Raw genomic sequence first — 25,030 nt, 5'->3', positions numbered from 1 at the left:
CATTCGATCACTTGTCACAAGTTAATGCCGCGTAGATCACGTGAAGATCACAGAGTTGAGCGCGCGTCACGTTTGACGAGGTGGACGCACTCACCCAACTGGTGTGAAATCCACCGGAAGTGTGCGCAGCCCACGCATGATGAGACCTCCGCGCCACCTCAACTCCCCCGGGTCCACGGCGAGTCGGAGATCCGGGAGGCGGGTGAGGAGTGTGGCGAGGGCGGCCTGGCCCTCCAGGCGGGCCAGCGGGGCGCCAAGGCAGTAGTGGATGCCGTGGCCGTAGCCGAGGTGCTGATTGTCCCGGCGGCCGAGGTCGAGGACGTCGGGGTCGGCGAACCGCTCCGGGTCCCGGTCGGCGGCGGCCAGGACGACGAGAACGGGGTCACCGGCCCCGATGTCCTGCCCGCCGATGGTGAGCGGCTCGGTGGCGAAGCGCCAGGTGGCGAGCTCCACGGGGCCGTCGTAGCGCAGGAGTTCCTCCACGCCGGTTTCGAGGAGGCCGGTCTCCCCGGCGGCGAGGGACGACTGCAGGCGGGCGCGCTGCTCGGGGTGTGTGAGCAGCGCGTAGACGCCGTTGCCGATCAGGTTCACGGTCGTCTCAAAACCGGCAAACAGGAGGATAAAGGCCATCGCCGCGGCCTCGTTCTCGGTGAGGTGCTCTCCGTGGTCGGAGGCCCGGATGAGTCCGGAGATGAGGTCCTCACCGGGCGTGGGCTCCTCGGGCAGGGCTTCCCGCTTGCGGTGGATGAGGTCGGCCAGATAGCCGCGCATCTTCTTCACCGACCGCGCGACACCGCCGCGGGGGCCGCCCTGGTGGCGGATCATCATGCCCGCCCAGTCCCGGAAGTCGTCCTGGTCCTCGCGGGGGACGCCGAGCAGGTCGCAGATGGCGTAGATGGGAAGCGGGAAGGCGAACTCGTGGATGAGGTCGGCGCTTCCCTTCGCCGCGAACTGGTCGATCAGCTGGTCCGTGAGCTCCTGCACCCGGGGCGCGAACTCGGCGACCCTGCGGGGCGTGAACGCCTTGGAGACCAGCCTGCGCAGCCTGGTGTGGTCCGGCGGGTCGATGTTGAGCAGATGCGTCATGAGCTCGGCCTTGCGCTCACCGGGGATGCCGGTCTTGCCCTTGGCGTGCGCGGGCTCGTCGTGATGGGCGGGGTTCTTGGAGAGCCGGTTGTCCGCGAGGGTCTGCTTGGCATCGTCGTACCGGGTGACCAGCCAGGCCTCCACACCGCTGGGCAGCCGGGTCCGATGGACCGGGGCGTGCTCGCGGAGCCAGGCGTAGGCGGGGTAGGGGTCGGTCGCGAACTCCCAGGTGAAGAGGTCGGGGGGTCCGGACGGTTCGGAGGGTCCGGAGGGTCCGGAGAGTCCGGGAGTGGTGCCGGTGGGGGTGGGCTGGTTGGTCACTCCTTGACGGTATCCGTTGCCGGTCCGGCCCCTGTTCCCCGCCAACCGTTGCCGGTCCGGCCTCGCTCCCTACTGAGGGGACACCCCCTCGGCGGCCCGCACGGCATCCCGGAAGGTCCGAGCCGCGACCCTCAGGGCCGCCTCCGGGTCCACCCCCGCCGCCTCCGCGCGCACCGCCATCGCGAGGAGTTCGTAGCCGAGGCCGTCCCCCGTCGGCAGTGGTACCTCCAGGCCCGCCGTACGCACCCGGGACGCCAGCTTCGCGGCCAGTGCCAGGCCCGGCTGTCCGAGCGGGATCCCGTCCGTCACCGACTCGCGCTGCTTCTCCGTCGCCTTCGTGCGCAGCCAGTGCTCCTTGACCTCCTCGGGGGTCGTCGCCGTCTCGTCGCCGAAGACGTGCGGGTGGCGGTGGATGAGCTTGGTGACGATGCCGCCGGCCACGTCGTCGATGGAGAAGGGGGACTCCAGGTCCTCCTCGGCTATACGGGCGTGGAAGACGACCTGCAGAAGAACGTCGCCCAGCTCCTCGCGGAGTTCGTCGCGGTCGCCGTCCTCGATCGCCTCTACGAGTTCGTAGGCCTCCTCGATCCCGTACTTCGCCAGGCCCTTGTGGGTCTGCTGGGAGGACCACGGGCACTCGACGCGGATGCGGTCCATGACCTGGACGAGGTCGAGGAGGCGGGCGCCGGGCAGGTCGTAGGAGGCGGGGAGCAGTTCCAGGTCCGGCATGCTGACCCGTCCGGAGCCCGCGAGCCGTGCCAGGCCGTCCGTCAGGGCCGGCTCGCCCTCGCCCGTCGCCACGACCACGACCGTGCGGCCGCCGGCGCACGCGGCGATCAGCTGCTCGGCGGCCGGGGCGGTCTCGTCGACCGCTATGCCTGCCTCGCGCAGATACGGCAGCTGGGGGTGCGCGCCGTCCGCGCACAGCACACGGTCGGCCGCGTGCAGCGCCTGCCAGGCGGGCCAGGACAGCAGGCCGGGTGCGACACGGTGGCTGGTGGTGAGCAGGACGATGCGGCCGGGGGCGGCTTCGGGACTGGTTGCGTTCACGATCCGAACGTAACCCACGTCGCCGACGGGCCCCCGAGTTATCCACAGGCAAGTTGTCCACAGGCTGGGTGGGGATGCCCTCGCCTGTTCACATGGGGCGGCTGCCCTGCCGCTACGCCGTCTGCTGCGTCCCCGTCGCCGTCACCTCGCGCACCCACGGCGTCTTCGCGTCCGCCCGGCCGCTCTTCTGGACGTCCCAGGTGCCGTAGCGCGGGTTGAGGTCGATGTCGAGCTTCTTGGACGCCTCGGCCAGGGCGTTCCAGAAGGCGGGCTTGCCGGTGTCGGTGCCGAGGGAGGTGGCGAGTTTCTGGGCCTCCAGCTGGAGGCGGAGGTTCTCGTCGAGGCGCTGCGGCGGGATGCCGTACTGCTGGAGCCAGGCCGTCTCCAGCGCCTTGGCGCCGCCGACCTGCTTCTCCAGGCCGCCGCGCATTTCCTGGAGCTCCTTGCGGGTGACGGTCACGCCCGCCTCCTGGGCGGCCCGGTGCAGCACCTGGTCGAGAACCATCGTGTGCAGGACGTCCCGCGGGAGGGTGCCGGACTTGGCGATGACCTGCGCGTACTGGGCGTCGTCGGGGACGGCCTCACGCTGTGCGGCGCGTACCTCGCCGACCCGGTTCTCCAGCTGCGCGACGGTGATCCGCTGGCCCCCGACGACGGCCGCCGCACCCGGATGCGCGTCGCTTCCGCAGGCGGTCAGCAGGGGCGCCGCGACGATCGCGGCGGAGAGAAGGAGCGCGGTACGACGGCGGCGGTGCAAGGAGACCTCCTGAGGGAGCGCAACAACAGGTGCGGTGCGCAGCACCTCCACCAGGGGTGGTGGTCGGGCGACGGGCGGGCGCACAAAGTCTTGCGGTGATCGATGGTAGGCAGTGGGCAAGCTCTGGCCAACCCATTCGACCAACGATTCGCCAGGACTTCGGGCACCGAAGCACCCCCGCCCGGCCCACCGGCGCCGGGGCGGCCGGGCAGGGACTAGCCGCGCACCTGCCCCAGCCACTGCAGCGTCCGCCGTACGTCCGTCGCGAGGGGGTGGCCGGGGCCGTGCAGGCGTTCCACGTCGTGCAGCAGGCGGGCCAGGGTGTCGTGGGCGGCGGGGCGGTCGCCGAGGGCGAGCAGGAGGTGGCCGATGCGGCGGCGGACGTCGTGCGCGAGCTGGGGGTCGCCGGAGACGTACTGGTTCTCGTAGTACGGCAGCAGCCGGCGGTATTCCGCGAGCGCGGCCGCCGGTTCGCCGAGCTGCTCCAGGCACTGGGCGGCGTCGTAGCGGAAGCGCAGGGACTGCGGGTCGGCCTGGCCGGCCTCGGCGGCGCGCTCATCGGCGAGGCGGCGCAGTTCGGGCAGCGCGCGCCGGTACTGGCCGTCGTCCATGAGCGTGGCCGCGTACTGCTTGCGCAGGGTGCGCACCACCGGGGAGTGCTCGCCGTGCTGTTCGGCGGCAGCGGGCAGGATCGAGCCGAGGATGTCGACGGCCTGGGTGATGCGGCCCTCGCCGAGGAGGCGCTTGACCTCGTCGACGGCGCGCGCGACGTCCGGCTTGTCGGCGGCGGGTGGGTCGGGTGCGGCCGGGGCGGGCTGGGGCGCGGGGGTGCGGGCGCGGTCCGGCCAGGGTGCGTGCGGGCGCAGGAAGGGGCGCGTGGGGTCGAGGGGCGAGCCTGTTGGTGTCCCGCGCGCGGGCAGGAGCGGCGCCAGGTCCTCGTACACCTCCTGCGCGGAGGCGGGGCGGTGCTGCGGGTCCTTGGTGAGCAGGCGCAGGACCAGGGCTTCGAGTTCCTCGGGGACCTCGGGACGGATACGGCGCACAGGCAGCGGCGGCTCGTACAGGTGCCGGTGCAGCACGCCGAGCGCGGTCGAACCGGAGAACGGCACGTCGCCGCTGAGGAGTTCGTGCAGGACCACACCGAGCGCGTACAGGTCGGTGTACGGGCCGACCGCGCCGCCCATCGCCTGCTCGGGGGCCATGTAGGCGGGCGAGCCGATGGGGGTGCCGGTGTGGGTGAGGCGGGTGGTGTCGGCGTCCATGACGGAGGCGACGCCGAGGTCGAGGACGGTGACGGTGCCGTCCTGCTTCACCATCACGTTGCGCGGCTTGAGGTCGCGGTGGACGATCGGCACGGCGTGCACGGCGCTCAGTACGGCGCACAGTTGCGCGGCGACCGCCACGGCCCACTGCCAGGGGTAGGGGTCGTGCTCGGCGAGGTGGCCGGCGAGGTCGACGCCGTCGACGTACTGCATGACGAGGAACAGTTCCTCGCCCTCGCTGCCCGCGTCGTGGACGGTGACGAGCCCGGGGTGGTCGACCTGCGCGGTGACCCGGCACTCGCGCTCGAACCGGCGGCGCAGTTCGCCCGCCTCCTGCCCGGCCACCTTGTCGGGGCGCAGCAGTTTCACGGCAACGCGCCGGTCGAGCCGCTGGTCGTACGCCGTCCAGACCTGTCCCATGCCGCCCTGACCGATGAGCGTGGACAGTTCATAGCGGTCGGCGACGACACGTCCTGTCGTCACGGTCACCTGTCGCCCTCGTGGTTGCCGTCCTGGCGGCCGTCGTGCTTGCGCAGATAGTCACTGAGCTCGTCGAGCTCGGCGCGGACCTGGTCGATGCGCGCGGGCGCGGGGCGCTGCGGGGGCGGCGGGACGGGGGTCCGGGGCATCGGGGTCTGGGATGTCGGGGTCTGGGATGTCGGGGTCTGGGGGCCCGGTGCCTGGGGTATCGGCGTCCCGGGTATCGGCGCCGACTGCGACACCGTCGTGGCGGTGTACGGCGACCCGGCCTGCGGATAGCCGTAGGACTGGGCCGGGACGGAGGGCCGCTGGGTGTAGCCCGGGAAGCGGAGCTGGTGGAAGTGGCGTATGTCCGCGGAGAGGTAGTACGCGATCGCGGCAACGAGGCCGCCCAGGAGGAGCAGGAGGCCGGTCCAGCCGCCCGCGGTGTGGATCTCGTCGCCGGGCTCGGAGCCGATCATGTACAGGCTGAGGAATTCCACCACGATCGATGCCGCGAACAGGCCCCAGTCGAGGGGCTTGCGGGTCACGATGGCCAGCCGCAGCATCATCGTCCACGTCAGCAGGCCGAAGCTCAGCACCGAGACCACGACGAACAGCAGGCGCAGGAAGACCAGCCACCCGGTGGGCGGCGGCTGCTTCACCGGCTGCGTGTAGCCGTGGCCTTGCATGGCTGCTCCTGATGCCTGAAGTGGGCGTACGGTCGACCGGTCCTGCCCAGTGCCGGGCAACCTCGGTCGTGCGATTGTCGCTTCGAGCGTATAGGCCGACACCGACATACGGTCACCGGTTGTACCGAACCGTTGCCGAGCTGATCACTTCGTACGACGGCGGAGGTCGCGGAGGCCCCGCTTCCGGCTCACAGCGGGTGCCGCATCCACACGTTGGGCTCCACGTACACCGCGTGCCCCCGCTCCGGCTCGCAGCGCACCGGCACCAGCGCGCCCGGCACCTCGATGTCGCCCGCCGCGTCGAAGGGCAGCCCGGTCCAGCGGCGCCACTGCTCGAGGGAGCCGGCGACGGTCATGGAGGCCGGGGCGATGGAGTCGATGGTGGCGCCGGCGCGGGCATGGACGCGGAGCCACGGGTCGTGGGGCAGGCCGTCGGGGCGCACGCGGTGGGCGTACTCCTCGATGGGGGTGTGCGGTTCGAGGTGCTTGGCGCTGGGACGGACCGGGGCGACGACCTCGCTGAAGCCGTGGGCCCGGGCGTTGTCGCGCATCGCGGAGAGCATCCGCGCGGACAGGCCGCCGCCCTGGGCATGCGGGGCGACGACGACGGAGATGGCGCTGACCGTGTCGGGGCGGACGCCGGCACGCACGAGCACCTCGTCCCAGCCGCGGGCGGGCAGCAGGCCACGCCCCTCTGCGGCCAGGGCGAACGGGACGCTGTAGGCGTGGGCGACGACCTCGCCGCGCTCGTCCTCGGCGAACAGCGCGTACTGCGGGAGTTCACGCGGGATCCTGCCGTAGTGGGCGTTGCCCACCGGGTCCTGGGTCGTGAACTGGTGCCAGGTGTCCGGCATTTCCATGACCCGATCGAGCATCTCGGGGCGTTCTGCGAGGCTCGATACCTTCAGCTCCATGCCGGTCACCGTAGGCGTGGGACGCCCGCGCCGGGAAGCCGTTTTCGGGGGCGGACCAGGGCGTCACCCGCCGCACTGGTTCAGCATCATCTCCTTGTCGGCGGTCGTCACCGGAAGTTCGTACTTCAGCGAGACCTGAGCGAAACGCACCGCGTACGAGCAGCGGATCCGCTTGTTCGGGGGCAGCCAGGACGCGGGGCCGGAGTCGCCCTTGGAGCTGTTGGTCGGGCCGTCGACCGGTATGAGGTTGAGGGGGTCGTTGGCGATGTCCTGGCGCTTGCCCTTCGGCCAACGGGCGGCGCCCATCTGCCAGTCGTACGACAGCGGCATGACGTGGTCGATCTGTACGGTCGTGGCGCGGGACTTGGCCCACTCGATCGTCCGGCCCGTGTACGGGTCGTCCAGGGTCATGGAGGCCACGACGCAGTCGGAGCCGGACCGGAAGCGGACCTCCTCGCCGTCGCGCTTGAGGAGGTCGTTGCGGGTGTCGCAACCGTTGCGGGAGAACGGGATGCCGCCCGGGGCCGAGTCCATCCAGGCGTAGCCGAACTCGTCGCGGTCATAGCCCGTCTTCGGGCCGCGACCCTTGGTCGCGACCTTCTCGATCAGGGCCCGTGCCTCGGCCCGGTCGGCTTCCGAGGTGAGGGGCGCGAGCCCCGCTTTCGTGCCGTCCGGGTTGTCCAGTGGGCTCACTGCCCGGCCGGTGCCCGCGGCCGGGGTGGAGCCGGAGGGCTCGTCGTCCACGGACAGATCGACGTTCTCGCACCCCGCCAGCATCAGCACCATGCCGAGCATCGCCGCGGCGCTCGCCGCCCCGCCCCTTCGACGCATCACGATGCGTCCCCTCCCCTGCCGCCCGTTGCCGCCACGCACAGGCGGCTTTCCCAGGTACACCGTCGCGCACACGGTAGCGACCCGGCGCACGGCGGCATTCGAGAGGTCCAGACCACCTAGGCACCAGGCGGGCATACTTCGCAACCCGGGCGTATCGTCGGTGGAGAGTCACCTCGGGAAGGAGCTCTGCATGGGCATCTTCGACAAGTTCAAGAACCGTCACGCGCAGGACAAGACCAAGGACATGTCCGACACCGCGGAACGGAAGGCGAACGAGAAGACGGGCAACAAGTACGAGAGCCAGGTCGACGACGCGCAGCAACGGATGGAGCGCGGAATGGGCATGGATCGCGACCGGCCGCCCGAGCAGCCGTAGGGCCCAGGGCCCACGGAGCGGACCACCTTGAGAACAGGGCCGTCCGCGGAGAGCCAACTCCCCGCGGACGGCTTCGCGATGTCCGGCGGAGCGAGCCGACCGAGACGGACCAACCAACTCGAGCCGATCGAGTCACGCCGATCCAGCCGAGCCGAACCGGCTGAGCCCGTTCCCTCCGGGCCGGCCGTCAGACCTTCCCGATCCCCAGCGTCGTCTCCGTCGGCAGCAGCCCGGAGGACAGCACCGCCACCCAGAACTCGCCGAGCAGAGAAGCGAGGCGGTCGACCTCGTCCACAGAGAGCGACTGCCAGGGCGCGGCGGCGAGTTGGTCGGTCCGCTCCTCGACGGTGCGACGCAGTTCGCGGCCGGCCTCCGTGGCCGTACCGTCGGCGCCGACCAGACCTCGGGCGGTCAGGCGGTCACGGGCGGAGGCCCATTCCGCACGGCCCCAGCCACGGCTTTCGAAGCGCTCGACGGATGCGGCACCTATCGCGGCGAACGACACCAGCGACTCGACAGGATCGAGTCCGGCCACCAGCAGAGCGGCTATGTGGCCGTCGCCCCGGTGTTCGCGCAGGATCGTCGCCGCATGCCAGAGCTGGAGGTGCGGAGCCTCAGGCCAGTCCAGGGCGGCGTTGGCCGCGGCGAGCGGGCGGCCCGCGGTGTTCGCCGCCTCGGCGGCACGGCGGGCGAGAGCCGCGGCCTCCGCCAGCTCGGGGCTGTCCGTACGGGCGCCGAATATCGCGCGGTAGGCCCGGTCCATCCCGCGCACCCTCGCCTGCAACAGGGCCTCAGGACTCGCGATCTTCCACGCGGGCTCGATGTTCTCGGCGACCATGCGCGGACTGAAGCTGTAGAAGGCGGACGCGACGCGCTCCGCGCCCACCGCTCCCAACGGCGCGGCCCGGTACGGGAAGTAGCTGGGCCAGCGATCCGTCGTGTCGTAGCCGAGCGCGACCGCCTCCTCCAAGACCTCCGGCGCGTAGTACAGCACCGCGTGCAGCGGCTCCAGCAGATGCCAGAGCTGACGTACCCGAGTCGACTCCAGACCGCCCTCGTGCTTCACCATCACGCGCCCCCTCAGCACAAAGCCCGAACCCCGAAGCCGCGGACCATCGACCTCCGCGACCCATAACTTGACATTGACTAGATTGCCCACCCAACCAGAACTTGTCAATGCCTAGATCTCAGAAACTTGTCGCCGCCTAGATTCGGCGTACGCTGCCACCCATGACACCCGCGCGACAGCCGTCCCCCCGCCGCCCCTACCACCACGGCGACCTGCGTCGAGCCCTCCTCACCGCCGCGCTGGACGCCATCGCCGTCGACGGCCCGTCGGCTGTGAGTCTGCGCGATCTCGCCCGCCGGGCCGGTGTCTCGCACGCTGCGCCCGCCCATCACTTCCGGGACCGCACCGGCCTGCTCACGGCGATCGCCGCCGAAGGATTCGGGCTGCTGGCGACCGCGCTCTTCGAGGCCGAGAACCTGAGGAACGCGGGTGTGCGCTACGTCCGCTTCGCGCGCGAGCACCCCGCACACTTCCAGGTGATGTTCACGCCCGAGCTGCTCCGCGCCGACGATCTGGAGCTGACCACGGCTCGCGCCCTCGCCGGCGACGCCCTGCGCGGCGCCGTCTCCACCGTCATCCCCGAGGACCGTGGCATCGACGCCCGCCTGGCCGGAGTTGCCGCCTGGTCCCTGGCCCACGGCTTCGCCACGCTGCTCCTCAGCCACAACCTGGACGGGCCGGTCGGCGACAAGGATCCGGAGGAGGTGTTCCGGACGCTGGCGGCGATGCTGTTCGAAAGCCTGCCCGTGAGCGAGTCCTGAGCCGACGCTTGACCTGAAGTCCACTTGAGGTCCCAGAGTGATCGGCATGACCACCGAAACAGCCGACACAGCTGAGACAGCCGAGACAGCCGACATCAAGGCCATCGCCGACGTCGTCGCCACCGTCGAGCGCACCCAGCGCGCCAAGGACGCCGAAGGCTTTCTCGCCCTCTTCCACCCCGACGCGCTGTGGACGACCGCCCACGGCAAGGTCCTCATCGGCTTCGACGCCATCGCCGAGTTCACTCGCGCCGTGCTGCCCGCCGCCACCTGGGACGGCGAGGTCACCTACGAGGTGGCGCACGCGCAGTTCCTGCGGCCCGACGTGGCGGCCGTCAAGGTCCGGCAGGTGTACCACTCACCGAGCGGCGACACGGAGGGCGCACCGCTGTACGTCATGACCAAGCAGGACGACGGACGGTGGCTGCTGCACGCCTGCCAGAACACCGAAGTGCGGGTCGACTAGGACCCGCTCGCGCCCGCCGACCGCCCGCTCACGCCCCTGCGATCGCCCGGCTCACGATCCCGGGACCGCCCTGCTCACGATCCCGGGACCGCCCTCACGACCCCAGAATCGACGCCAGGAACTCTCCGACCCACCCCAGCAACTCCCGCCCGACCAACGGCTTTCCGCCCACCTTCGCCGTCTTCGGGCGCGGGACCAGCAGCTGGTGCGCCGTCGGCTTGATGACGGTGCCGGGGTACAGGCGCTTGACCCTGAGTTCCTGGGACTCGCGCAGTTCCACGGGGGCGAAGCGGATGTTGGTGCCCTGCAGGACGATCTCGCCGACGCCGCACGCGCGGGCCAGCATGCGCAGGCCTGCCACGAGGAGGAGGTTCTCGACGGGCTCGGGCAACTTGCCGTAGCGGTCGACGAGTTCCTCGCGTACGGACTTGACGTCCTCCTCCGTGTTGGCGGAGGCGATGGCGCGGTACGCCTGGAGGCGGAGGCGCTCGCCGGGTGCGTAGTCGTGCGGGACGTGGGCGTCGACGGGGAGCTCGATCTTGACCTCGAGCGGAGGCTCCTCCTCGACGCCGCCTTCCAGGGACGCCCGGTAGTCCGCGACGGCCTCGCCGACCATGCGGACGTAAAGGTCGAAGCCGACGCCGGCGATGTGCCCGGACTGCTCGCCGCCGAGGAGGTTGCCCGCGCCTCGGATCTCCAGGTCCTTCATGGCGACGTACATGCCCGCGCCCATCTCCGTGTGCTGGGCGATGGTGGCGAGGCGCTCGTGGGCGGTCTCGGTCAGCGGCTTCTCCGGCGGGTACAGGAAGTACGCGTACCCGCGCTCGCGCCCACGTCCGACACGGCCGCGCAACTGGTGCAGTTGGGACAGGCCGAAGTTGTCGCCGCGCTCCACGATCAGGGTGTTGGCGTTGGAGATGTCGATGCCGGACTCGACGATCGTCGTCGAGACGAGTACGTCGAACTTCTTCTCCCAGAAGTCGACGACGACCTGCTCAAGCGACTGCTCCGACATCTGGCCGTGTGCCGTCGCGATACGGGCCTCCGGGACGATCTCGCGCAGGCGTGCGGCTGCCCGGTCGATCGACTCGACCCGGTTGTGGATGTAGAAGACCTGGCCCTCGCGCAGCAGTTCACGGCGGATCGCGGCGCCGATCTGCTTCTCCTCGTACGGGCCGACGAAGGTCAGGACCGGGTGGCGTTCCTCGGGGGGTGTCGTGATCGTCGACATCTCCCGGATTCCCGTGACCGCCATCTCCAGGGTTCTCGGGATCGGGGTCGCGGACATCGTCAGGACGTCGACGTTCGCGCGCAGCTTCTTCAGCTGTTCCTTGTGCTCGACGCCGAAGCGCTGCTCCTCGTCGACGATGACCAGGCCCAGATCCTTGAACTTGGTCTCCGACGAGAACAGCCGGTGCGTGCCGATCACGATGTCCACCGAGCCTTCGCGCAGGCCCTCCAGGACCGCCTTCGCCTCGGTGTCGGTCTGGAAGCGGGACAGGGCCCGGGTGTTGACCGGGAACTGCGAGTAGCGCTCGGAGAACGTCCCGAAGTGCTGCTGCACCAGGAGGGTCGTGGGGACCAGGACGGCCACCTGCTTGCCGTCCTGGACCGCCTTGAAGGCGGCGCGGACCGCGATCTCCGTCTTGCCGTAGCCGACGTCGCCGCAGATCAGGCGGTCCATCGGGACCGACTTCTCCATGTCCTCCTTGACCTCGGCGATGGTCGTCAGCTGGTCGGGGGTCTCGGCGTACGGGAAGGCGTCCTCCAGCTCGCGCTGCCAGGGGGTGTCCGAGCCGAAGGCGTGCCCGGGGGCCGCCATGCGCGCGCTGTAGAGCTTGATCAGGTCGGCCGCGATCTCCTTGACGGCCTTCTTGGCCCGTGCCTTGGTCTTCGTCCAGTCGGCGCCGCCCAGGCGGTGCAGGGTGGGGGCCTCGCCGCCGACGTACTTGGTGATCTGCTCCAGCTGGTCGGTGGGGATGTACAGCCGGTCGCCGGGCTGGCCGCGCTTGGCGGGGGCGTACTCCACGACGAGGTACTCGCGCGTGGCGCCCTGCACGGTCCGCTGCACCATCTCGATGTAGCGGCCGACGCCGTGCTGCTCGTGGACGATGTAGTCGCCCGCCTCCAGGGTGAGCGGGTCGATCGTCTTGCGGCGGCGGGCGGGCATGCGGGCGCCGTCCTTGCCGGCCGCCTTCTGCCCGGTCAGGTCGGTCTCGGTCAGGACGGCCAGCCGGAGCGCCGGGTCCACGAAGCCGTAGTCGATCGAGCCGCAGGCGACATGGACGACCGACGGGGAGATCTCCCCGAGGTCGGCCTCCAGGCGGGCCGCCACGCCCTCGCCGCCGAGCACCTCGACCGTGCGGGCCGCGGGGCCGTGCGCCTCGGTCACGAAGACCGTGCGCCAGCCGTCGGCGAGCCAGCCCTTGGTGTCGGCGAGGGCCTTCGCGGTGTCACCGCGGTAGGTCTCCGGGGCGTGCATGCCGAGCTTGAGGGTGTCGGCCTCCTGGACGAGATCCGCGGCGAACGGCGACACCGACCACCACATCATCTCCAGCTCGCGCGCCCGGTCGCGGACGTCCGCGATGGACCACAGGGAGGCCGCGCCGACGTCGATGGGCGCCTCGCCGCCGCCGGCCGTGGCGGCCCAGGACGCCTGGAGGAACTCCTGACTCGTCGCCACGAGGTCCGCGGCACGCGTGCGTACCCGCTCCGGGTCGCAGACGACCGCCATGGCGCCCTTGGGCAGGACGTCGAGCAGCAGCTCCATGTCGTCGACGAGGACGGGGGCGAGGGACTCCATGCCCTCGACCGCGATGCCCTCGGCGATCTTGCCGAGCAGTTCGCCGAGTTCCGGGTGCTGTTCGGCGAGGGCACGCGCGCGGGCGCGCACGTCGTCGGTGAGGAGGAGCTCGCGGCAGGGCGGGGCCCACAGGCCGTGCTCGGCGACTTCGAGGGAGCGCTGGTCGGCGACCTTGAAATAGCGGATCTCCTCGATGTCGTCGCCCCAGAACTCGACGCGCAGAGGGTGTTCCTCGGTGGGCGGGAAGACATCCAGGATGCCGCCTCGGACGGCGAACTCACCGCGCTTCTCGACGAGCTCCACGCGCGCGTAAGCGGCGGCCGCGAGGGCGTCCACGACCGCGTTCAGGTCAGCGGTCCGGCCGGTCCTCAGGGCCACCGGTTCCAGGTCGCCGAGGCCCTTGACCTGCGGCTGGAGGACGGAGCGTACGGGCGCCACCACCACGGAGACCGGGCCCGTCTCGGGGTCGTCGGTGCTGGGGTGGGCGAGCCGGCGCAGGACCGCGAGGCGGCGTCCGACGGTGTCGCTGCGGGGGCTGAGGCGCTCGTGCGGGAGGGTCTCCCAGGACGGGTACTCCGCCACGCCCTCCGGGGGGAGGAGGGAGCGCAGGGCTGCCGCGAGGTCCTCGGCCTCCCGGCCCGTCGCCGTCACCGCGAGGACCGGGCGGTCGGTCTCGCGGGCCAGGGCAGCGATCGCGAACGGACGGGCCGCCGGGGGGCCGACCAGGTCGACGTGCATGCGGTTGCCGTCTGCGGCCGCCGTGATCGCTTCCGCGAGGGCGGTGTCCTTGACTACGGCGTCGAGCAGACCGTGCAGGCTCATGGAGGGGGGCTTTCCGTCCTGGGTGGGCAACACGAAGATCCCGACACGTGTTGCGGGCCGGGGGCTTCCAGCGTACGTCGCTGCGCGGGCGGGTGCCGGGGCTGTGGATAACGTCCGTTCTCTGGTCGCCGGCGTTGACGTGACGTCGTGAAGGGGCTCCGCCCCTTCGACCCCGCCGGCCTTGTCGCCCCGGACCCAGCTTCGGCCCTGGACGGGCCTCGTCCTCGAACGCCGGACGGGCTGGATCGTGCGGACCGGCGCCTCACACGTCCGACCGGCCGGAGCGCGCAGACCGGCGCCAGGAAGTGACCGACTCGCACGGGTGGACGAAAACCCGAACGCGCGTACCGCGTAAGGTCCCCCCATGCCCACCCCCGCCACCTCCCCGACCCGGGACACGTCCTCGGACCCCCACATACCGGCGCCCGCCCCGCGCGAGCCGGGGCGCGCGCAGCCCGATCCCGGGCGGCGTGATCCGTGGCTGCTGGCTGTCGCGCTGTTCGTCGGGTATGCGGTCGTCTCGGTCGGTCGTTATCGGCATCTTGGGCAGCGGTCGTGGGATCTGGGGATATTCGAGCAGGTCATCCGGTCGTACGCGCATCTTCAGGCCCCCGTCGCCGATCTGAAGGGGCCGGGGTTCAACATCCTGGGGGATCACTTCAGCCCGGTGACCGTGCTGCTGGCGCCGTTGTACCGGGTCTTCCCCTCGTCGGTGACGCTGCTCGTCGCGCAGGCGGCGCTGTTCGCGCTGTCCGCCGTGCCCGTCACACGCGCCGCGGCCCGGCTGCTCGGACGGCGGCGGGGGCTCGCGATCGGTATCGCGTACGGGCTGTCGTGGGGGCTTCAGCAGGCAGTCGACTTCGACTTCCACGAGATCTGCTTCGCCGTGCCCCTCATCGCCTTCAGCCTTGAGGCGCTTCTCGGGCAGCGCTGGCGCGCCGCTCTGCTGTGGGCGGTCCCGCTCGTCCTCGTGAAGGAGGACCTGGGGTTCACCGTCACCGCCCTCGCCGTGGTCGTCGCCTGGCGGGCACGCCACCTCTCGCCGCGCGCGTGCCGGTACGCGCTCGGCGTCGCCGTGTTCGGCGTGGTGGCCGTCGCTCTCACGCTGCTCGTGGTCATACCGAGCTTCAACTCCGCCGGCACCTACGACTACTGGAACAAGGTGAGCGAGTCCGGTGGCGGCGGCCCCCTCGACGGTCTCGACACCAAGCTCCGCACGCTGTGCTGGCTGCTCATCCCCACCACCGGGCTGCTCGCGCTGCGGTCCCCGATCCTGCTCATCGCCCTGCCCACCATCGGCTGGCGTTTCGTCTCCTCCTACTCGCAGTACTGGGGCACCGACTGGCACTACAGCGCCGTCCTCATGCCCGTCGTCACCCTCGCGCTCGTCGACGCCCTCGACACCGCCCGGCACAGCACGCGCGCGTGGCTGCGGTCGTACGTCCGGCACCTGCCGGCCGCCGTCGCCGCGGCCTCGGTCGCGCTGACGACCTCGCTGCCGTTGTCGGTGCTGACCGAGGGGGAGATCTATCGCAAGCCCGCGCGCGTGAGTGCCGTCGAGCGGCTCCTCGGCACGGTTCCGGACGGCGCCTCCGTCGAGGCGAACATCGCCCCGATCAGCCGGCTCACCTCACGCTGCCGCGTCTTCTGGGTCACCAACACGCAGGGCATCGACCCGGACTTCATCGCTCTCGACAACTCCCGCAAGCGCTACCGCGATGTCGAGGCCTACGCCCGCACCCTGCACCCCGACGCCCGGTACACGATCAAGGGCACCGCCTACGGAGTCGTACTCCTGGAACGCCGCACGGGATAGCGGCCGGCGCCGCAAGGGGCGCCCCGCATACGTCCGGGCCCGGTCCGAAGGTGTCGCCTTCGGACCGGGCCCGTCCCCCGCAACCCCCGTGTGCGGTGGCTATTCGGTCGCGATCGCGTTCAGTACGTTCATCCGGCCCGCCCGGAACGCCGGCACCAGGGCCGCGAACAGGCCCACGAAGGCCGAGCCGATGAAGACCCCGATGATCGTCGGCCACGGGATGTCGAGGACGTTCAGGCCCTCCAGGGCGAGCAGCCGCTGGGCCGTGGCGCCCCAGCCCATGCCGAGTCCGAGGCCCAACAGGGCGCCGAATAGGGCGATCACCACGGACTCCATGCGGATCATGCGGCGCAGCTGGCGGCGGGAGAGGCCGATGGCGCGCATCAGGCCGATCTCGCGGGTGCGTTCCACCACCGACAGGGCCAGGGTGTTCACCACGCCCAGGACCGCGACGATGATCGCCAGGGCGAGCAGGCCGTAGACCATGTTCAGGAGCTGGCCCATCTGGTCCTTCAGCTCCTCCTTGTAGTCGGTCTGGTCGCGGACCTGGTACTGCGGGTAGTCGTGCAGCGACTTCTTCAGGGCCGCGTAGGCCGCTTCCTCCTGGCCCTCCTTCGCCTTTCCGAACATGATCTGGCTCTGCGGGATCCGGTCGGCGGGGAGGTACTTCTGCACGGTCTCCATGCTGATGTAGCGCGCGCCCTGGTCGAAGGCGGTGTCGTCCTTCGTGATCGCCGCGACCTTCAGCTTCGCCGTCTCGCCGTCCTTGAAGGCGACCGAGATGGTGTCGCCGACCCGCACGCCGTGCTTCTTGGCGTAGTCGGAGCCGACCGACATGGCGTCCTTGCCGTAGGCGGCGGACAGGGTGCCCTCCGTGGTCGCACGGCGCAGGTCCTCGGCGTACGTCGGGTCGGCGGCCGTGAGCCCGGAGTCGTCGGTCTTGCCGTCCGGCGAGGTCAGGGTGGCCTTGATCTCCTTGTTGCGGGTGACGTGGGCGAGGCCCGGCGTCTGCTGCATGGCCTTCTCGGCCTGCGCCACGATCAGCCCCTGTTGCGGCATGACGATGAAGTCCGCGCCCACCGACTTGTCCAGCTCGCTCGTCGCCGAGGCGACCATCGAGGAGCCGACCACCGACAGACAGGCGACCAGTGCGAGGCCGATCATCAGGGCGGCGCCCGTGGCACCGGTGCGGCGCGGGTTGCGCAGGGCGTTGCGCTCGGCCAGGCGGCCGACGGGCCCGAAAGCGCGCAGCAGCACCGCGCTGATCACGCGGACCACGACGCCCGCGAGGAGCGGGCCGATGACCACGAAGCCGATCAGGGACAGCACCACGCCGCCGCCCAGCATCAGCGCGCCGTCGCTCGCCTTGTCCGCGGTGGCGGCCGCGTAGAGGGCGAAGACGCCCGCGCCCGTCAGGACCAGTCCGACCAGGCCGCGGATCCAGCCCGCCTTGCCGTCGGCCGGAGTGCCGGCGTCGCGCAGGGCGGCCATCGGGGAGACCTTGCCGGCACGGCGGGCCGGGAGGTAGGCGGCCAGCACCGTCACCACGACGCCGAGGATCAGACCGACCACAGGGGTCGTGACCTTGACCGTGAGGTCGTCGGTGGAGAGGTTCATGCCGGCCATCGACATCAGCTTCATCAGGCCGACCGCGATGCCGACGCCGGCGCCCACGCCGAGGACGGAGCCGACGAATCCCAGCAGCAGCGCCTCCACCAGGACGGACCGGTTGACCTGCCGGCGGGAGGAGCCGATCGCCCGCATCAGGCCGATCTCGCGGGTGCGCTGGGCGACCAGCATCGAGAAGGTGTTGATGATCAGGAAGATGCCGACGAGGAACGCGATCCCGGCGAAGCCGAGCATGGCGTACTTGATGACGTCCATGAACGCGCTGACGTCCTTGCGGTTCTCGTCAGCGGTCTCCTTGGCCGTCTGGATCTTGTACGCGCCGTCCAGGGACTGTGCGACGTGTCGCTTGAGCTGCGCGTCGCTCACGCCGTTCGCCGCGGTGACGGAGATCTGCGTGAAGCGGCCGGTGGCGCCGAGCAGGGTGCGCTGGGCGGTCTCGGTGTCGAAGTAGACGACGGCCGCGCCCGGGTTGGTGACCTTCCAGGAGGCGATGCCGACGATCCGCGCGCGGATGTCGCCGGTGGCGGCGATGGTGCGCAACTCGTCGCCCAGCTTGAGGTCGTGCTTGTCGGCGGTGTCCGCGTCGACCATGACCTCGGTGGGCCCGCGCGGGGCGTGCCCGGAGGTGATCTCCATGGACTTCTTGTCGTTCTCGGTCCAGTTGCCGGCGAAGGTGGGCGCGCCGGTGGAGGAACCCATGTTCTTGTTCTCGGAGTTGACGACGGTCACGCTCGTCGAGGCGACCGCGCCCTCCGCCTTCCTGACGCCCTCGACGCCCGTGACCTGCTCGACGGTCGAGGCGGGCAGCGAGACGGGCTTGCCCGTGCCGCCGCCGTTGTCCTCGTCCTCGGCGTCCTTGGGGCTGACGGTGACGTCGGAGGAGGTGACGGCGAAGAGCTTGTCGAAGGTGGTGTTCATCGTGTCGGTGAACACGAGCGTGCCGCACACGAAGGCGACCGACAGGAGCACCGCCACGGCCGAGAGGGCCATGCGCCCCTTGTGCGCGAAGAAGTTGCGCATCGAGGTCTTCAGGACGGTCATGACGTACGTCCCCGGGCGTCGAAGTCCTTCATACGGTCCAGGACGGCCTCGGCGGTCGGCTTGTACATCTCGTCGACGATGCGCCCGTCGGCGAGGTACAGCACCCGGTCCGCGTACGAGGCGGCGACGGGGTCGTGCGTGACCATCACGATGGTCTGCCCGAGCTCGGTGACGGACCGCCGCAGGAAGCCGAGGACTTCGGCGCCCGCGCGCGAGTCGAGGTTTCCGGTCGGCTCGTCACCGAAGATGATCTCCGGCCGTGCGGCGAGGGCACGGGCGACGGCGACGCGCTGCTGCTGGCCGCCGGAGAGCTGGGTGGGCCGGTGCTTGAGCCGGTCGGAGAGGCCCACGGTGTCGACGACGCGCCCCAGCCAGGCCCGGTCGGGCTTGCGGCCGGCGATGTCCATGGGCAGCGTGATGTTCTCGATGGCGTTGAGCGTCGGCAGCAGGTTGAACGCCTGGAAGATGAAGCCGATCCGGTCCCGGCGCAGCTGCGTGAGCTTCTTGTCCTTGAGCCCGGTGATCTCGGTCTCGTCGAGGAAGATCTGGCCGCTGGTGACGGTGTCGAGCCCGGCGAGGCAGTGCATCAGGGTGGACTTGCCGGACCCCGAGGGGCCCATGATCGCGGTGAACTGGCCACGTGCGATGTCCACGTCGACGTGGTCGAGTGCGACGACCCGGGTCTCCCCCGATCCGTACGCCTTGACGACCTGCCGCGCCCGCGCGGCAACGGCCGTACGCCCTCCAGTACCCCCGTGCCTGGGAATGGTCACAGCCGATGTCACGGTATGTCTCCTATGTCGGTCAGCAGGTGGATCAGTTGTTCTCAGCGGATGGATCGGGAAGACCGTTGCGACGGCCGGTCACTGCTACGACCGTCAGTCTCGTCGTGGGAGAGGGGCCGGCGCGCTGGTGCCCAGCCCCCTCTTGTGCGGGGGAAAACCCCACCCCCGCCGGTTCAGTGAGCCGCCCCCCAGCGGCGTAAAGCCAGGTTAAGGACGGACACCGGGGTGTCTCGTCCTCCGCCGGTACGAACCCTCCCCGACCCCTGGTACGGAGGTACCCCTAGGGGCACTCCACCCTTCGATGGAGAGCGTCTCGGGGTCGTCTCCTCCCTCGGACCCATCGAGCCTCCACCCTCCCGCCACGTGAGGGTCAAGTGGGAAGCTGTTCGGCGGCAGATAGGTGCAAGGGGAAAGCAACAGGAGAGGACCCCGGTGGGCAGCACGAGACCCGCGATACGCGACACCGCACAGCGCACCGGAACCCACAAGCGGTCAGCCGTGGTCGCGGCCCTGATGCTCGCGATGGCGCTGGCGGCACTCGACGCCACCATCGTCTCCACCGCCGTACCGCAGATCGTCGGCGATCTCGGCGGCTTCTCCGTGTTCTCCTGGCTGTTCTCCGGCTATCTGCTGGCCGTGACGGTGACCCTCCCGGTCTACGGCAAGCTCTCCGACACCTTCGGCCGCAAGCCGGTGCTGATCGCGGGCGCTGCTCTGTTCCTGCTGGGGTCGCTGCTGTGCGCGGTGGCCTGGAACATGGGGGCGCTGATCGCGTTCCGGATCGTGCAGGGGCTGGGCGGCGGGGCCCTTCAGGGGACGGTGCAGACGCTGGCCGCCGACCTGTACCCGCTCAAGGAACGCCCGAAGATCCAGTCCAGGCTGTCGACGGTGTGGGCGGTCTCGGCAGTGGCCGGTCCCGGGGTGGGCGGAGTTCTGGCGGCGTACGCAGACTGGCGCTGGATCTTCCTGATCAACCTGCCCGTCGGGGCGGTCGCGTTGTGGCTGATCGTGCGCTGTCTGCACGAGCCGCAGCGCACCAAGGACGCGGGTGCGCGGACGACGGCCACGCGCGCGCGTGTCGACTGGGCGGGCGCGCTGGCGGTGTTCGCGTGCGGGGGCGCGCTGCTGACGGCACTGGTGCAGGGCGGGGTGGCGTGGCCGTGGCTGTCGATGCCGTCGATCGCCTTGTTCGCCACGGGACTTGCGCTCGCGGTGGTCGTGGTGATCGTGGAGCGCCGGGCGGCCGACCCGATCATCCCCGGGTGGGTGTGGCGGCGCCGGACGATCGCGGCGGTGAATCTGGCGCTGGGCGCGCTGGGGCTGCTGATGGTGGCGCCGACGGTGTTCCTGCCGACGTACGCCCAGTCGGTGCTCGGTCTGGCGCCGGTGGCGGCCGGATTCGTGCTGTCCGTGTGGACGTTGAGCTGGCCGGTGTCGGCGGCGTTCAGCCAGCACGTGTACCGCAGGATCGGCTTCCGCAACACGGCGATGCTGGGGATCGGGACGGCGTCACTGATCCTGCTGGCGTTTCCGTTCCTGCCGTATCCCGGGCAGGCGTGGCAGCCGACGCTGCTGATGCTGTTGCTGGGTGCGGCACTGGGGTTGTTCCAACTGCCGCTGATCGTGGGCGTGCAGTCGACGGTGGGCTGGTCGGAGCGGGGCACGACGACGGCGTCGGTACTGTTCTGCCGCCAGACGGGGCAGACGCTGGGCGCGGCGCTCTTCGGCGCGGTCGCCAACGGGGTGCTGGCGTCACGGCTCGGCGGGGCGAGCGACCTGGACTCGGTGACCCGGGCCCTGGATTCCGGCAGCGCGGCACCGGAGGCGACCAGGCGGGCCATCGCCGACGCGGTGCACGCCGTGTATCTGGGGGCGTCCGCTGCGGCGGCGCTGGCCTTCCTGATGCTGTTGCTCCTGGCACCGAAGCGGTTCCCGGTGCTGAAGGAGGACGACTCACGGACGACGGACGGTGACCTCGGGGTGGGCCGGTGACGGCCCGTCGAGGACGGGCTGCGGGACGCCCTTCAGGTGCTGGTCGAAGAACGCGGCGACGTATGTGCGCGTGAGGGCCAGCGAACGCCCGTAGGGCAGCGGCGCGGTGTCCGGGATGCCGACGAGCTCCCCGAGCAGGGGTGCGTCGGTGAAGGAGCCGTGGTCGGTGCCGGCGAAGGTCAGCCAGCGCTTCCAGCCGTCGAGGTCGGCCCAGGTCCGGTCCCACGTCTTGTCCTGCGGCGGCCTGTTCTCGGCCCCGATCATCAGGAAGGGCCTGCCGTCGAGCCCGTCTGCGGGTACCGGGGCGAAGAAGGTGCCGTCCATGTTCACGCCGGCCCGCACGCGCGCGTCGGCGGCCATCGTCGCGGCGGCGGCGTTGCCACCGATGGAGTGCCCGGCCATGCCGATCCGCTTCGCGTCGATCACGCGCGCGTACCGCCACGCAGGGTGCCGCCCGGTCAGCCGGTCGAGCACGAAGGAGACGTCCTCGGCACGGCTCTTCGCAACGGTCGAACCGCCGATCGAGGGGAACTCGTCGCAGATGGCGCAGGGCAGCGTCTGCCCGTCGGGAAGGCTCGTACCGGCGTTCTCGTACGGGTGGTCGACCAGCGCGACGACGTAGCCGCGGCTTGCGAGGTCCTCGGCCAGACCGGTCAGGGTCGCGCGCGGCAACGTGAACCCGGGCGAGAGCACGACGAGCGGGAACCTGCCGTGCGCCGGACGGGCCTCGGTGCGCGCCCAGGTGCGTACGCCGCTGATCGTCTCCGGCGGAACCGTGCCGTCCGGGATCCTCAACTCCAGCAGCAGACGGGCCTCTTCGGCGGTCATGTAGGGAGCCGTCGGTCCGCCCGTACCGGGGCGGGCGGGGTAGTACATGGACACCATCAGCTGACGGGCGCCGGCGGACGGCACCCAGGGGTCCGGTCGGTCGTGGTCGACGAGGTGGAGGGTGTCGCGGCCGACGGCGTGCGGGCCGGTGGGACGCGGGAGCCGGGCCGACGCGGCGGGGGTGGCGGAGGCCGCGGAGTCGGTGAGGGCAGAGGCAGCGGAGGCGGGCCCGGCGGCGGAGGCGGGCCCCGCGGCGACGGCGGGCAGGGTCAGGGCGGGCCCGAGCGCGAGGACGGCGGACGCGGCGACCGCTAAGAAGCGTGATCGGTTCATGCAGAGGACGGTAGGCCGCGGTCGCTGATCGGGCATCGACCCGAAGTCCCCTCCTCCGGACGCCCGGTGGTACCGCGGGCGGACACATACCCTGGCCGTCATGCTGACCCTGGAACGCCTGCGAGCCGACCACGCGCCCGCCCTTCTCGCCTTCGAGGCGGAGAACCGGGAGTACTTCGCGCGTACGATCCCGGACCGCGGCGACGCGTACTTCGAAGCCGCCGGGTTCGCCGCCAGGCACCAGGCCCTGCTGGCCGAGCAGGACGCCGGGATCTGCCACTTCCATCTCGTGCTGGACGCCGAGGGACGCATCGTGGGGCGGGTCAACCTGGTCGACGTCGAGGACGGCTGCGCCGAACTCGGCTACCGCGTCGGCGAACGGGAGGCCGGCAAGGGTGTCGCCACGGCGGCGGTGGCACAACTGTGCCGGATGGCCGCGACGACGTACCGACTGACGTCCCTGGTCGCAAGGACCACCCTGGACAACCTCGCTTCCCGGACCGTCCTGGAGAGGAATGACTTCACCGCCGTGGAGGACGTCACCATCGACGGCCGGCCCGGGCTCCGCTACCGGCTCTCACCTGACGTGATGGTTCACCTGAAGTAGCGCTGTCGTTGCCTGCTGTAGCCCATCAGTCGCTCAAAAAGTCTGAGTTAACGGGGGTAACACTCCAGGTCAGACACGGTTCGGTGAAGGAAGTGCATACCGACCACTCAGTTTGAAGAAACCCTCGCGCTCAATAGGTACTCCGAAGTAACGTGCGTGGCTCGCCCGCCCCCCACACTCCCTGCGGTCCGCCGCACCGGACCCGAGTCACGCAAGGAGCACCGGGATGTCCTCCCCGTACGACCCATACGCCGGGTACCCCTGGCAAACCCCCGACCCGCCGCAACCACCCCCACCCCCGCAGCACCGAACCCCCGATCACCCACCGCTCGGACACCACCGTGACCTGCGGGTCCTGCGCACCGCGTACCGCTGGCAGCGGCGCGTGGCGACGCTCACCGCGCTCGGCTACTTCACGCTCTTCCTGATCCTGTCCGCCTTCGCGCCCGGGTTCATGTCGGACACGGTCACCGACGGCCTGCCCGCAGGCCTGCTGCTCGCACTGCTCCAACTGCCGGTCACCTGGCTGGCGATATGGCTGTACGAGCACACCGCCCGCCGGTACGTGGACCCGCTCGCGGACCGCATCCGCAAGGAGGCAGCGGTGGACGCCAAGCGGGAGTCGGGCAAGCGGGAGGCGGACAGGCGGGGCACGGGGCAGAGGGAGACGTGGCGATGACGGAATTCAGCGATAACGCGCAGGCGATGTCGCTGGTCGCCTTCTGCGCGGTGGCCACCGTCACGCTGCTGCTGTGCGTGATGACGGGCCCGGACCGGGACGACCTCGACGAGTTCTACACGGGCTACAGCTCCCTGTCCCCGATGCGCAACGGCCTGGCGATCGGCGGCGACTACATCAGCGCGGCCACCGTGCTCGGGACCACCGGTGTGGTCGCGCTGTGCGGTTACGACGGGATCGTGCTGGCCCTGAGCACCGCCTTGTCGCTGATGCTGCTGATGTTCCTGCTGGCCGAACCCCTGCGCAACGCAGGCCGGTTCACCATGGGCGACGCGCTCGCGCGCCGGATGCCGGGGCGGGGCGTACGGATCGCGGCCTGCGCGGTGACGCTGGCCGCGCTGGTGCCGCTGATGCTCGTGCAACTGGCCGGGACCGGGCAGCTGCTGGCGTTCATCCTCGGATTCTCGAGCGACACCCTGAAGACCGGGTGCATCGTCGGCCTGGGCGTGCTGATGATCAGCTACGCGGCGATCGGCGGGATGAAGGGCACCGCGCTCATCCAGATCCTGAAGCTGGTGATGCTGCTCGGATCGGGCGCCGTGGTCGCCGTCATGGTGCTGGACCGGTTCGACTGGGATCCGGGCGCGCTGTTCAACGCGGCGGCGGACGGCAGCGGGGTCGGCCCGGCGTTCCTGCAGTCGGGTCTGCAGTTCGCGGGCGGCCCGCATCCCCGGCTCGACATGATCAGCTCCCAGCTCGCGGTCGTCCTCGGCGGTGGGGTCCTGCCGCACATCACCATGCGCATGTACACGGCGTCGGGCGCCCGTCAGGTGCGCCGCTCCATGTCGTGGGCGGTGTCGAGCGTGGCGCTGTTCGTGCTGGTGATCACGGTGGTCGGCTTCGGCGCGACGGCACTGATCGGACGTGAGGTGATCGCCGCGGCGGACCCGCAGGGCAACACGGCGTTTCTGCTGGGCTCCAGGGCCGCGTTCGGCGCCGAGGTCTCCACCGCGGAGACCCTGCTGTTCACGGCGGTCACCACGGCCATCTTCCTGACCGTGCTCGCCTCGGTCGCCGGCATGATCCTCGCCTGCGCCAACTCTCTCGCCCACGACGTGTTCGCCACTCGGCTGCGGGAGCTGTCCGGGCGCCGCGAGATGATGGTGGCCCGGCTGGCGGCGCTGGCAGTGGGCGTCCCGGCGATCGTGCTGGCGACGATGGTCCAGCACCGCAGCCTTCAGCCGCTGGTGACGCTGTCCTTCACGCTGGGCGCCTCGGCGATCGCCCCTGCCCTGGTCTACAGCCTCTTCTGGCGCCGGTACACACGGACCGGTCTGCTGTGGACGCTGATCGGCGGCTCGCTGGTCGTGCTGGTGATGATGCCGGGGACCAATCTGGTCTCCGGGTCGCCGGTCTCGGCCTTCCCCGAAGCCGACTTCAACTGGTTCCCGTTCACCACGCCCGGGCTGGTGTCGATTCCGGCCGGGTTCCTCCTCGGCTGGCTGGGGACGGTCGTGTCGGGGCGGAACAAGTCGGAGGAACAGCGGCGGCAGTACGAGGCCGTCGAGGGGTGGATTCTGGCGGGGGCGGTACGCAGGGGGAACTGAGCCTGCCGCACGGAGCCGAGGTCGGGGTCCGCTCCGGATCC

At 70.8% G+C, this 25,030-nt stretch carries 20 protein-coding genes; 8 read left to right on the top strand and 12 right to left on the bottom strand.

Annotation, left to right across the window (positions count from 1 at the left end):
* Window positions 1-90 precede the first annotated feature (90 nt).
* From ACZ7L5_RS40195 to ACZ7L5_RS40165, 7 genes are all read right to left on the bottom strand, one after another.
* A complete protein-coding gene (locus ACZ7L5_RS40195) occupies window positions 91-1,407 on the bottom strand; it encodes a cytochrome P450 family protein (RefSeq protein WP_471523473.1) in 1,317 nt (438 codons plus the stop codon).
* 69 nt (window positions 1,408-1,476) lie between these two features.
* Window positions 1,477-2,457 (bottom strand): nucleoside triphosphate pyrophosphohydrolase, encoded by a 981-nt coding sequence (locus ACZ7L5_RS40190; protein WP_471523472.1) that lies wholly within the window; start codon window positions 2,455-2,457, stop codon window positions 1,477-1,479.
* 112 nt (window positions 2,458-2,569) lie between these two features.
* Window positions 2,570-3,214 carry a SurA N-terminal domain-containing protein gene (locus ACZ7L5_RS40185; protein WP_471523470.1) on the bottom strand — a complete coding sequence of 215 codons (645 nt, stop codon included), beginning with the start codon at window positions 3,212-3,214 and terminating at the stop codon, window positions 2,570-2,572.
* 215 nt (window positions 3,215-3,429) lie between these two features.
* Window positions 3,430-4,923 carry a protein kinase domain-containing protein gene (locus ACZ7L5_RS40180; RefSeq protein ID WP_471523611.1) on the bottom strand — a complete coding sequence of 498 codons (1,494 nt, stop codon included), beginning with the start codon at window positions 4,921-4,923 and terminating at the stop codon, window positions 3,430-3,432.
* 38 nt (window positions 4,924-4,961) lie between these two features.
* Window positions 4,962-5,627: a hypothetical protein gene (locus tag ACZ7L5_RS40175; RefSeq protein ID WP_471523468.1), complete on the bottom strand. Its 666-nt coding sequence runs from the start codon at window positions 5,625-5,627 to the stop codon at window positions 4,962-4,964.
* Between the two features lie 188 nt (window positions 5,628-5,815).
* The gene (locus ACZ7L5_RS40170) at window positions 5,816-6,541 is read right to left on the bottom strand and encodes a GNAT family N-acetyltransferase (protein WP_471523466.1); all 726 of its coding nucleotides are present in this window, start codon (window positions 6,539-6,541) and stop codon (window positions 5,816-5,818) included.
* 63 nt (window positions 6,542-6,604) lie between these two features.
* Window positions 6,605-7,372, bottom strand: a complete 768-nt coding sequence (locus ACZ7L5_RS40165) for an HNH endonuclease family protein (RefSeq protein WP_471523609.1) — start codon at window positions 7,370-7,372, stop codon at window positions 6,605-6,607.
* Between the two features lie 193 nt (window positions 7,373-7,565).
* Here ACZ7L5_RS40165 and ACZ7L5_RS40160 point away from each other — a divergent pair, with 193 nt between their 5' ends.
* A complete protein-coding gene (locus ACZ7L5_RS40160; RefSeq protein ID WP_328881156.1) occupies window positions 7,566-7,751 on the top strand; it encodes an Rv0909 family putative TA system antitoxin in 186 nt (61 codons plus the stop codon).
* Window positions 7,752-7,938: 187 nt separating this feature from the next.
* On the opposite strand, the gene ACZ7L5_RS40155 is transcribed toward ACZ7L5_RS40160, so the two are convergent.
* Window positions 7,939-8,820, bottom strand: a complete 882-nt coding sequence (locus tag ACZ7L5_RS40155) for an SCO6745 family protein (RefSeq protein WP_471523464.1) — start codon at window positions 8,818-8,820, stop codon at window positions 7,939-7,941.
* Between the two features lie 161 nt (window positions 8,821-8,981).
* On the opposite strand from ACZ7L5_RS40155, the gene ACZ7L5_RS40150 reads away from it, so the two are divergent.
* Complete coding sequence (locus ACZ7L5_RS40150; protein ID WP_471523462.1) at window positions 8,982-9,581, top strand: TetR/AcrR family transcriptional regulator; 600 nt, start codon at window positions 8,982-8,984, stop codon at window positions 9,579-9,581.
* A gap of 46 nt (window positions 9,582-9,627) precedes the next feature.
* On the top strand, window positions 9,628-10,047 hold the full coding sequence (locus ACZ7L5_RS40145; protein ID WP_471523460.1) for an SgcJ/EcaC family oxidoreductase: 420 nt from the start codon (window positions 9,628-9,630) through the stop codon (window positions 10,045-10,047).
* Window positions 10,048-10,141: 94 nt separating this feature from the next.
* On the opposite strand, the gene mfd is transcribed toward ACZ7L5_RS40145, so the two are convergent.
* Window positions 10,142-13,672 carry a transcription-repair coupling factor gene (gene mfd, locus ACZ7L5_RS40140; protein WP_471523457.1) on the bottom strand — a complete coding sequence of 1,177 codons (3,531 nt, stop codon included), beginning with the start codon at window positions 13,670-13,672 and terminating at the stop codon, window positions 10,142-10,144.
* Between the two features lie 364 nt (window positions 13,673-14,036).
* Between mfd and ACZ7L5_RS40135 the strand changes: the two genes are divergently transcribed.
* Window positions 14,037-15,488, top strand: a complete 1,452-nt coding sequence (locus ACZ7L5_RS40135; RefSeq protein ID WP_471523455.1) for a DUF2079 domain-containing protein — start codon at window positions 14,037-14,039, stop codon at window positions 15,486-15,488.
* Between the two features lie 99 nt (window positions 15,489-15,587).
* Here ACZ7L5_RS40135 and ACZ7L5_RS40130 read toward each other — a convergent pair whose 3' ends face one another.
* Together ACZ7L5_RS40130 and ACZ7L5_RS40125 are read right to left on the bottom strand one after the other, a co-directional pair.
* Window positions 15,588-18,158 (bottom strand): ABC transporter permease, encoded by a 2,571-nt coding sequence (locus ACZ7L5_RS40130; RefSeq protein ID WP_471523453.1) that lies wholly within the window; start codon window positions 18,156-18,158, stop codon window positions 15,588-15,590.
* Window positions 18,155-18,943 carry an ABC transporter ATP-binding protein gene (locus ACZ7L5_RS40125; protein WP_328881149.1) on the bottom strand — a complete coding sequence of 263 codons (789 nt, stop codon included), beginning with the start codon at window positions 18,941-18,943 and terminating at the stop codon, window positions 18,155-18,157. Before ACZ7L5_RS40125 ends, ACZ7L5_RS40130 begins: the two co-directional genes overlap by 4 nt.
* Before the next feature lie 432 nt (window positions 18,944-19,375).
* Between ACZ7L5_RS40125 and ACZ7L5_RS40120 the strand changes: the two genes are divergently transcribed.
* The gene (locus tag ACZ7L5_RS40120) at window positions 19,376-20,935 is read left to right on the top strand and encodes an MFS transporter (protein WP_471523451.1); all 1,560 of its coding nucleotides are present in this window, start codon (window positions 19,376-19,378) and stop codon (window positions 20,933-20,935) included.
* Here ACZ7L5_RS40120 and ACZ7L5_RS40115 read toward each other — a convergent pair.
* The gene (locus ACZ7L5_RS40115; protein WP_471523449.1) at window positions 20,897-22,096 is read right to left on the bottom strand and encodes an alpha/beta hydrolase family protein; all 1,200 of its coding nucleotides are present in this window, start codon (window positions 22,094-22,096) and stop codon (window positions 20,897-20,899) included. The two genes, ACZ7L5_RS40120 and ACZ7L5_RS40115, sit on opposite strands and share 39 nt — an antisense overlap.
* 100 nt (window positions 22,097-22,196) lie before the next feature.
* On the opposite strand from ACZ7L5_RS40115, the gene ACZ7L5_RS40110 reads away from it, so the two are divergent.
* The 3 genes from ACZ7L5_RS40110 to ACZ7L5_RS40100 all read left to right on the top strand — a co-directional run bounded on the left by ACZ7L5_RS40110 (window position 22,197) and on the right by ACZ7L5_RS40100 (window position 24,989).
* Window positions 22,197-22,703 carry a GNAT family N-acetyltransferase gene (locus tag ACZ7L5_RS40110; RefSeq protein ID WP_471523447.1) on the top strand — a complete coding sequence of 169 codons (507 nt, stop codon included), beginning with the start codon at window positions 22,197-22,199 and terminating at the stop codon, window positions 22,701-22,703.
* A gap of 226 nt (window positions 22,704-22,929) precedes the next feature.
* Window positions 22,930-23,382: a DUF485 domain-containing protein gene (locus tag ACZ7L5_RS40105; RefSeq protein WP_471523445.1), complete on the top strand. Its 453-nt coding sequence runs from the start codon at window positions 22,930-22,932 to the stop codon at window positions 23,380-23,382.
* Window positions 23,379-24,989 carry a sodium/solute symporter gene (locus ACZ7L5_RS40100; RefSeq protein ID WP_365065568.1) on the top strand — a complete coding sequence of 537 codons (1,611 nt, stop codon included), beginning with the start codon at window positions 23,379-23,381 and terminating at the stop codon, window positions 24,987-24,989. The genes ACZ7L5_RS40105 and ACZ7L5_RS40100 overlap by 4 nt, the downstream gene beginning before the upstream one ends.
* Window positions 24,990-25,030 lie beyond the last annotated feature (41 nt).

The organism is Streptomyces sp. NPDC107528 (assembly GCF_055639295.1).
Note: the sequence above shows the minus strand (reverse complement) of the source record. Positions and strands in the feature narration are given on the sequence as shown.

Coding starts and splice junctions, on each gene's coding strand:
- ACZ7L5_RS40160 (WP_328881156.1), top strand. CDS start 7,566: ATGGGCATCTTCGACAAGTTCAAGAACCGTCACGCGCAGGACAAGACC.
- mfd (WP_471523457.1), bottom strand. CDS start 13,672: ATGAGCCTGCACGGTCTGCTCGACGCCGTAGTCAAGGACACCGCCCTC.
- ACZ7L5_RS40110 (WP_471523447.1), top strand. CDS start 22,197: ATGCTGACCCTGGAACGCCTGCGAGCCGACCACGCGCCCGCCCTTCTC.
- ACZ7L5_RS40150 (WP_471523462.1), top strand. CDS start 8,982: ATGACACCCGCGCGACAGCCGTCCCCCCGCCGCCCCTACCACCACGGC.
- ACZ7L5_RS40145 (WP_471523460.1), top strand. CDS start 9,628: ATGACCACCGAAACAGCCGACACAGCTGAGACAGCCGAGACAGCCGAC.
- ACZ7L5_RS40165 (WP_471523609.1), bottom strand. CDS start 7,372: ATGCGTCGAAGGGGCGGGGCGGCGAGCGCCGCGGCGATGCTCGGCATG.
- ACZ7L5_RS40155 (WP_471523464.1), bottom strand. CDS start 8,820: ATGGTGAAGCACGAGGGCGGTCTGGAGTCGACTCGGGTACGTCAGCTC.
- ACZ7L5_RS40170 (WP_471523466.1), bottom strand. CDS start 6,541: ATGGAGCTGAAGGTATCGAGCCTCGCAGAACGCCCCGAGATGCTCGAT.
- ACZ7L5_RS40175 (WP_471523468.1), bottom strand. CDS start 5,627: ATGCAAGGCCACGGCTACACGCAGCCGGTGAAGCAGCCGCCGCCCACC.
- ACZ7L5_RS40115 (WP_471523449.1), bottom strand. CDS start 22,096: ATGAACCGATCACGCTTCTTAGCGGTCGCCGCGTCCGCCGTCCTCGCG.
- ACZ7L5_RS40105 (WP_471523445.1), top strand. CDS start 22,930: ATGTCCTCCCCGTACGACCCATACGCCGGGTACCCCTGGCAAACCCCC.
- ACZ7L5_RS40130 (WP_471523453.1), bottom strand. CDS start 18,158: ATGACCGTCCTGAAGACCTCGATGCGCAACTTCTTCGCGCACAAGGGG.
- ACZ7L5_RS40100 (WP_365065568.1), top strand. CDS start 23,379: ATGACGGAATTCAGCGATAACGCGCAGGCGATGTCGCTGGTCGCCTTC.
- ACZ7L5_RS40135 (WP_471523455.1), top strand. CDS start 14,037: ATGCCCACCCCCGCCACCTCCCCGACCCGGGACACGTCCTCGGACCCC.